Raw genomic sequence first — 7,307 nt, forward strand, 5'->3', positions numbered from 1 at the left:
CAATTTTTACCCTGGTAGCAAACCACAGAATAACTAATATATTATGATAGTTTAAATAAAAAAAATTATCACTAGGCCCTGCAAATGGACACTTCGCTAATTAGTCCGCAAACGGTTGAGCTTTTTTCGCTGCTGACTGGGCAAAAACTACGAAAAGAGGATATTACTCCGCCTCTGCTTTTTCTGGCGGGGCTAGTGACGGTATTGTTGGGAGTCATTCATGCCGACGGTACGGTAAGTGCTGAGGAAAAGCAGCGATTGCGGACAACTTTTACGGAACTTATCCCCGCTAACAACAGTTTGCGCCCATTGGTAATGCCGATGGTTAAGAGCGTGCAAGACCGGCAAGTTTACAATAAAGTGACGGTGTTGTTGGCGCTGACTGCGTGTTTTTCTGAGGAGGAAAAACTACTGCTGATTAGTTTTGGGTATCAAATGTCGGCGGCAGATGGGACAATAGATGAACGAGAAAAACAATATTTGCAAAACATTGCCAACAGACTCGGAATCGCTGGGCGATTTTTGACTGTTTTGGAAGCGAGTTTTAGCAGTCAAACAATAAGCGATACAGCAGCTTTAGCAGAAGTTCACTCGTTACTCGATCCAGCACAATTTCAAGCTCTCGATTCTATGTTTGTCCGTGCTGCTAGTCACATTATCCAACATTTGCCAGCCAAACCGAAACAGCAAAAAAATCACAAAAGTTCAGTCTCGTCCTATCAGGAGTTGAAAAATTTTCAGGAGTATCGGCAACAACTGGATGCTGTTTGTGGAAAACTAGGTTTAACCCTGCGAGATGGAAGCGATCGCAACGTGCTCTCTCCTAATTTACCAGAAGAAGTAACAAAAATATCTCGTAAATTAGAATCTCAGCGGTTTCGCGTTGCTGTTGTCGGCGAGTTTAGTAAAGGAAAATCTACTTTACTCAATGCTTTGCTGGGGGAGGAAATTCAACCGGTGCGGGATATTCCCTGTAGCGGTACGGTGACAGTTTTGACATACGGCCTACAGCAGCGCGTTATCTGCAAATACACAGACGGACGAGAAGAGGAGATTTCACCTGAGCAATATAAAGATAAAGCATCGATTTCTGAGGAAGCGGCTTTAGGTTCTTTTGGGGAGGAAATTGTCAATTCAGAAATCAAAGAAATCATTTTCGAGCATCCGAATCTCGAATTGTGTACCAATGGTGTAGAAATTATTGATACTCCCGGATTGAACGAACAAGCGGAACGCACGTTAGTTACGGAACAGGTTCTCAAAACAACTGATGCGGTGATTTTTTTGACTCACGCTCAGAATCTTTTGACAGAAAAAGAGCGGGAACTTCTTTTGTATTTGAAACAAAAGTTGAATCCCGATCGAGATGATGAAGCTGCAAGAAATATTTTTATTTTAGTTAATTTTGCCGATTTGCTGCGTCGGGAAGGAAGCCGCAAGCAGGCAAGAGAAAGGGTAGAAACGTTTGTTAAAAAACAAAATTTGATTGTGGGTGAAAACCGGATTCATTTGATTTCTGCTCAATCTGCACTTGAGGCTATTTTGGATGGGACGGAAAATGAGTATGTGAAATCTTTTCAGGATTTTACCAAATCTCTGGAACAGTTTTTGGCAGTTGAACGGGGGGCGATCGCACTTCAGCAATCAGCAGCCGGAATTAAGCAAATTATTAATACTGGCTGCGATGAATTGAGTCAATATAGGGAAATCTTAGAAGGAAATTTGACAGTTTCTAAAGGAGATAAGGCGAATATTTTTGAACAAATGGCGGAAGCAAGCGGCCGCGATGTTAAGATTAGACTTTTAGCTAATGAACTGAGGGAGGAATCTGTAGGAGAAGCTATTGAATCTTGGAATGAATGGGTCGAAGGATTGGGACAACGCCTGATTGCAAAAAGCGACGGCTGGACTTCGGAGCATTCGCATATGTGGAGTCAAAACGAGCTGACGAAAGATTATTCCGACCAATTTGTGCGAGATATCACCCAAGAAATAGAAGATTGGGCTACTCAAAAAGTACAGTCTATTTTACAAGAGAATACGGGAGCTTTAAATAGTCAAATAAATGAAGACATTGATGCGATTCGGCAGGAGTTTCAAAAGTTCGATAAGCAACTGAGTAGTAACCTTGTCAGTCAATTTAATAATTTGGCGATGGCAGGTAATTTGGGCGAGATTGGTACAACTGGAAGCGGGATTGCTGAATCAATTGACGATATTGGCGACGGCGGATTATTCATGGGCGGTTTGGGAATTGGTGCTGTCGCGGCTGCTGTGTTAATCGCTCTTCCACTTGGTATCATTCCAGTAATTTTAGGGACAATACTTGCGGGTGCTGGTGGAGGTTTGGGCTGGAGCTTTTTAGATGGCGATGCCGTTAAAGCTCAAATAAAGGAAAAAGTTTGTGAGTTAGGGATTGACAAGTTCAACGAATCTTCACAGTCTATTCTTGATAAGATACACGAAAGAGTTATTGCAGTCTTTGAAGAAAGAGTTGAAACCAGTAGCGGTGCGATGTCAAAAGCGATCTCTCTGTGGGAGAATTTATTAGAACAGCAGGAAAAGCGCGATCGCCAAAATCAAGCAGAATGCGAGGCCGAAAAGGTTTGGCTGGCTGACAAACGTCGGGAACTTGAACAAGTACAGAATCAAATTGAAACAATCTTAAATCAAAGCGATCGCTAATTCAATGAATAACGGGTAAGCGCCAAAAAACCATAGTACCTTGTAAATACTATGGTTTTGTCGCGGTGCGTGACAGTCAATAGTCCCACCGCCGCGAGTTAAAGTTTTCCCGTTGTCACGCACCCTACGACTGATATCTTGCACAGAGTACGATCGCCCTCAATCAATCAATCAATCAATTCCGCTTCTTCAAAAATCTGTCTAGTCGTCAACTCCAAACCAGGCAGCAACTCATCTACAATCGGTGTATTATCCGTATAAACTTGACTCGAACCATCGGGGAAAAAGCTTTTTATTAAAATAGCTTCTGGATCAATTACCCAAACTCGCGGAACTCCCGCCGCCAAATAATCTTTCGCCTTCTCTTCAAATTCCTTCATACTTTGATCCGGTGATATAATCTCAATCACCAGTTCAGGAATTGCGGGACAAGCTTCATTTCGCCGCCAACTTTTCGGCAGACTTTCATAAGAAATGTACGTTAAATCGGGAACAGGTGCCCAATCTTTATCCTGACGTTTTAACAAAATTGCCCATTCTGGAAGCACTCGCCCGCGTCCTTTACACCATACACGAATCAGGCGACACAAAGTAAACTGTAAAGTCGAATGAAAATATTTTGGAGACACTTTGGGGACTGCTTCACCATCTACAAACTCACAATATATATCTCCGTCGGGCAAAGCTAGAAATTCTGCTAAAGTGAGTTTGGTTCCGATGCCTACCATGAATCCCAGCCCTCTCGCTAATTAATTCAAATATCAATTATACAAAATTTCCCAACTTTCCTAGAAGTACGATCGCCCCTGGGCCTCTATTCCAAAAACCGAATAACAAAATCCCCGACTTCTTAAAGAAATCGGGGATTTAAGCGCGATCGCATTTTAGGTTAGGCGTTTCGCCAGTTTTTATGCCAAAACTGGCACGGGCTGCGGCCAACGTCCCATGACTTTACCAATCACCGCCAATTCTTCCATCAACTTGTCGAACTGATCCGGCGTTAAAGATTGCGGCCCGTCAGACAAAGCTTTTTTCGGATTCGGGTGCACTTCAATCATCAGCGAATCTGTACCAGAGGCGATCGAAGCAAACGCCATCGAGGGTACAAACTGCGCCCAACCGGTGCCGTGACTCGGGTCAACCATCACCGGTAAGTGAGTCAGGGTTCGCAATACTGGTACTGCCGACAAATCTAGCGTATTGCGTGTATATTGCCTGTCATACCCGCGAATTCCGCGCTCGCACAAAATCACGTTCGGATTGCCAGAAGCCATGATATACTCAGCAGCCATCAACCATTCTTCAATGGTGGCGGAGATGCCACGCTTCAGCAAAATTGGTTTGTCTTGAGCTCCGACTTTCTTCAACAGTGAGAAATTCTGCATATTTCTCGCCCCGACTTGGATCACATCGGCTACTTCGGCGATCGCACTTAAGTCGGCCGCATCCATAACTTCTGTAATAATTCCCAAACCGCTAGCTTCCCGCGCCGCAGCTAGCAATCCCAAAGCACTCTCGCCGTGGCCTTGGAAAGCGTAGGGGGAAGTTCTCGGTTTGTACGCCCCACCACGGAGAAAATGAGCTCCAGCAGCTTTGACGCGCATTGCCGTTTCGACAATCATTTCTTCGTTTTCGACCGAGCAAGGGCCCGCTACGATCGCGATCGGGTGATGCAAGCCGATCATCACAGTTCCTAAAGGAGTAGCAACCGCTACTTCGCTGGCTTCTCCTTGGCGGTACTCCAGAGAAGCACGTTTGTAGGGTTTTTCCACGCGCAGGACTTCTTCAATCCAGGTGCTCAATTCGCGCAGTTGCATCGGTTCGAGCTCGGCGGTGTCGCCTACCAAACCCATAACAACTTTGTAACGGCCGACTATTTTTTCTGGTATCAAACCCCAGGTACTGCGGAGCTCTTCATCTAGTCGATCGATCTCGGCTTCTGGAGTGCCGGCTTTCATTACAATAATCATATTTTGTTTGCCTTTTCTGTTGGGCTAGAAACGGATGATGACTCTGATGCACTGAGAAAAATAGATGCAATGGCGATCGAGAATCTATTTATATCAGTATTTTTAGCATTGTTGTGGGGTGGGTTCTTATTCCCTCCCCAAGGACAAACTCGCTAATGGTTAACAGCTTAGTTTTTTAGCTAATGACTAATGACTAATAACTCATGACTAATGACTAACTTTTTGGCTTCGCGGCGCGCCACGCTTCTCGCATCCGTCCAAAATTGGTATTAAATTCTTCCCACCCCAGAGTGCTTCCTGAAACTTCTTCATCCCAGGAAGCTGAGAGGACTCCGTAGCTTAATCCCAGAACGCCTAGACCAAAACAGCCCATGCTTACCAGCAATACTGCTGTGTTGGGCAGATCAAACAAGCCGTTGCTGACTACCAAATAGCTGACAAAAAATGTGGAAATTCCCAATAGAGTAGGTATCCCGCAGAATACCCCTATCCGAGATATCATGCGTTGGCTGACTACTTCTGGGATGGATTGCGCCTGTTTTCCGGTTTTGTTAGCTTTCGGCTGCTTGTCGGCAGAATCCGACTCTAAGGCTAGGCTTGCTTGGGGTTCTGGGGGCTTTTTAGGCGTTTTTTTACGATTTGTTGCCGGTTCAAAGGGCAAGCGCTTGCGGGGTGGTTCGGAGGACATATTTTATCTCTAACCTGAAATCTCGAACATTTTTCAATAAGTCTTGGTGTTTGTCCAAGATTAAAGAATATTGTCGCAAATTTTGGCTTTGGTGTTTAGCCGCGAATGCCTAGACGGGCAATCAATGCTTTGTAACGATCGACATTTTCCCTTTGGATGTATGCCAGCAGGCGCTTGCGGCGGCTGATCATCATCATCAAACCGCGCCGGGAGGCGAAGTCTTTTTGGTTGATTTTCAGGTGGGCGCTGAGTTTTGTGATGCGATCGGTCAGCATGGCGACTTGGACATCTGCTGAACCGGTATCGGTTTCATGGGTTTGGAAGTCGCCCATGATTTCTTGTTTGCGCTGTTGTGTAAGAGCCATGAATTGATTTTAGTTTTTTTTGTACGATTGTCACAATCTCCAATGTTATCACAGGCGAAGCATAACAAGGATAAAATTTTTGCCACGCATGGGTTTGTTGACCCGGCCGAATTTTGGTTTTTCTTCCCGGTTTTTGGATGTTGTAGGGGATTATCGGCTCAAATAGGCGATCGCCTCACGTATCCAATCATCGGCATTACCTTTGGCGGATAAAGTGCTGTCTTGACTAAGGGTTTGCAGGGCTTGCAAGACTTCAGCCGCAGTGTATCCCATCGCCAGCAGGATCATCTCGACTTCTTCTTGAATAGCTGGGGGGACTCCGGCGGCGACTGAAGTTGTCAAACCTGCTTGCTGTCGCCATTCCGAGAGTTTGCTTTTGAGTTCCAGGGCGAGACGTTCTGCGGTTTTTGTACCCACGCCGGGGGTTTTGGCGAGGATGCGGGTGTTACCGCCGACGATCGCCTGGACTAAATCTTGCAATCCTAAAGTATCGAGAAGTGCGATCGCCAGTTGAGCACCGACACCGCTGACACTCGTCAACTGCCGAAACAAATCGCGTTCGGCCGCGCTGCCAAAACCGTACAAAACGATTTGGTCTTCCTTAACTTGCTGGTGGGTAAAAATTTGCGCGACTTCGCCGGATGCTGGCAATTGACCGGTCACGCGGGGCAAAATTTGGATTTCATAGCCGATTTGATTGACTTCCAGAGTCAATATGACGCGGTTGCTGCCTTTGGCGATATCGGCTACTGTGCCTTTGAGATAGCTAATCATAAAATTAATAATACACCGCTATTGGCTTTCATCAAAGTCGGCGATGATGCTGCGGATTCCGTTGAGACTGATATCTGCGCGACTCCCTTCGGGATAGCTTCGCTTCACGGATTTTGAGTAAATGGTTAACAAAAGTACGATCGACGGCGATTCAACTTGATCGATAATGCGATATGCTGCACTTTTCCCTTTTTGGTTATGCTGTTTTGCACCCGGACTTTTAAGATGCTCTAATCTTCGGTTATTCCGGAAATGCGATCGCCCATAAAATTGCCAGCCTGTATTTGTTCAATTACGGGCTGGACATCTTTGCGGATACTGCGATATCTTTTCGCGAGGGCATACAAATTTGCTTCAAAGTCATCCGCAAATCTGATCGTGATTGCTTCGGCTTCATTCGGCATAGATTCTCTCCCACAGTTGAGAGATTTGTCGGGTTTGTCCGGCTTTGGCTTGCTGCAACGCTCTTCTGAGACTAACTTTTACTTCTTCAACTGGAGTATCGTCGGGGTCGTATTCAGCTTCATCTTTAGGTTCCTGAAAGAGGACGATAATTCGCACGGTGCCCGGAGTGTCTAGTATTAAAGGTCGATCGAGAATTAATTGACCTTTTTTGTCGAGCGTTCCTGTGACTTCTAAGGCTTTCATTTATTTTTCCTTAATTTTTTTGACTTAATACTATTACCTGGAGAGGTGACAAAGATATCTACAAAGTAGACTGCATCAGGGTTGAAGCCGGTATACCCTGTTGATAAAAGCGACGTTTATTTGGAGTTAAATTCATTAACTCTTGAACAGGTTCAGAATATTGAGCGAGGTAATTCA

8 protein-coding genes are annotated in these 7,307 nt (G+C 45.2%); 1 reads left to right on the forward strand and 7 read right to left on the reverse strand.

Annotated elements, in window-relative coordinates; genetic code table 11:
• Positions 1-84: 84 nt before the first annotated feature.
• Positions 85-2,685, forward strand: a complete 2,601-nt coding sequence (locus tag QUA38_RS12840; RefSeq protein ID WP_333162288.1) for a dynamin family protein — start codon at positions 85-87, stop codon at positions 2,683-2,685.
• 167 nt (positions 2,686-2,852) lie between these two features.
• Here the strand turns inward: QUA38_RS12840 and QUA38_RS12845 are convergent, their stop codons facing one another.
• From QUA38_RS12845 to QUA38_RS12875, 7 genes are all read right to left on the reverse strand, one after another.
• Positions 2,853-3,413, reverse strand: coding sequence for a Uma2 family endonuclease (locus tag QUA38_RS12845; protein ID WP_333162291.1), 561 nt, complete (start codon positions 3,411-3,413; stop codon positions 2,853-2,855).
• A 180-nt stretch (positions 3,414-3,593) separates the two neighbouring features.
• Complete coding sequence (aroF, locus tag QUA38_RS12850; RefSeq protein ID WP_333162294.1) at positions 3,594-4,655, reverse strand: 3-deoxy-7-phosphoheptulonate synthase; 1,062 nt, start codon at positions 4,653-4,655, stop codon at positions 3,594-3,596.
• A 214-nt stretch (positions 4,656-4,869) separates the two neighbouring features.
• Positions 4,870-5,343: a PAM68 family protein gene (locus QUA38_RS12855; RefSeq protein ID WP_333162297.1), complete on the reverse strand. Its 474-nt coding sequence runs from the start codon at positions 5,341-5,343 to the stop codon at positions 4,870-4,872.
• A 95-nt stretch (positions 5,344-5,438) separates the two neighbouring features.
• Positions 5,439-5,708, reverse strand: a complete 270-nt coding sequence (rpsO, locus tag QUA38_RS12860) for a 30S ribosomal protein S15 (protein ID WP_190661928.1) — start codon at positions 5,706-5,708, stop codon at positions 5,439-5,441.
• Positions 5,709-5,858: 150 nt separating this feature from the next.
• Positions 5,859-6,482, reverse strand: a complete 624-nt coding sequence (ruvA, locus tag QUA38_RS12865) for a Holliday junction branch migration protein RuvA (protein WP_015174486.1) — start codon at positions 6,480-6,482, stop codon at positions 5,859-5,861.
• Positions 6,483-6,712: 230 nt separating this feature from the next.
• Entirely contained in the window at positions 6,713-6,886 is a 174-nt protein-coding gene (locus QUA38_RS12870) for a hypothetical protein (protein ID WP_333162300.1), read from the reverse strand.
• Positions 6,876-7,130: a type II toxin-antitoxin system RelN family antitoxin gene (locus QUA38_RS12875; RefSeq protein ID WP_333162301.1), complete on the reverse strand. Its 255-nt coding sequence runs from the start codon at positions 7,128-7,130 to the stop codon at positions 6,876-6,878. The genes QUA38_RS12870 and QUA38_RS12875 overlap by 11 nt, the downstream gene beginning before the upstream one ends.
• Positions 7,131-7,307 lie beyond the last annotated feature (177 nt).

Source organism: Microcoleus sp. Pol12B4, assembly GCF_036701385.1.
GTDB lineage: Bacteria > Cyanobacteriota > Cyanobacteriia > Cyanobacteriales > Microcoleaceae > Microcoleus.

Excerpts from the sequence above, each read along its gene's own strand:
- QUA38_RS12840 (WP_333162288.1), top strand. The coding sequence starts at position 85 with ATGGACACTTCGCTAATTAGTCCGCAAACGGTTGAGCTTTTTTCGCTG.
- QUA38_RS12845 (WP_333162291.1), bottom strand. The coding sequence starts at position 3,413 with ATGGTAGGCATCGGAACCAAACTCACTTTAGCAGAATTTCTAGCTTTG.
- aroF (WP_333162294.1), bottom strand. The coding sequence starts at position 4,655 with ATGATTATTGTAATGAAAGCCGGCACTCCAGAAGCCGAGATCGATCGA.
- QUA38_RS12855 (WP_333162297.1), bottom strand. The coding sequence starts at position 5,343 with ATGTCCTCCGAACCACCCCGCAAGCGCTTGCCCTTTGAACCGGCAACA.
- rpsO (WP_190661928.1), bottom strand. The coding sequence starts at position 5,708 with ATGGCTCTTACACAACAGCGCAAACAAGAAATCATGGGCGACTTCCAA.
- ruvA (WP_015174486.1), bottom strand. The coding sequence starts at position 6,482 with ATGATTAGCTATCTCAAAGGCACAGTAGCCGATATCGCCAAAGGCAGC.
- QUA38_RS12870 (WP_333162300.1), bottom strand. The coding sequence starts at position 6,886 with ATGCCGAATGAAGCCGAAGCAATCACGATCAGATTTGCGGATGACTTT.
- QUA38_RS12875 (WP_333162301.1), bottom strand. The coding sequence starts at position 7,130 with ATGAAAGCCTTAGAAGTCACAGGAACGCTCGACAAAAAAGGTCAATTA.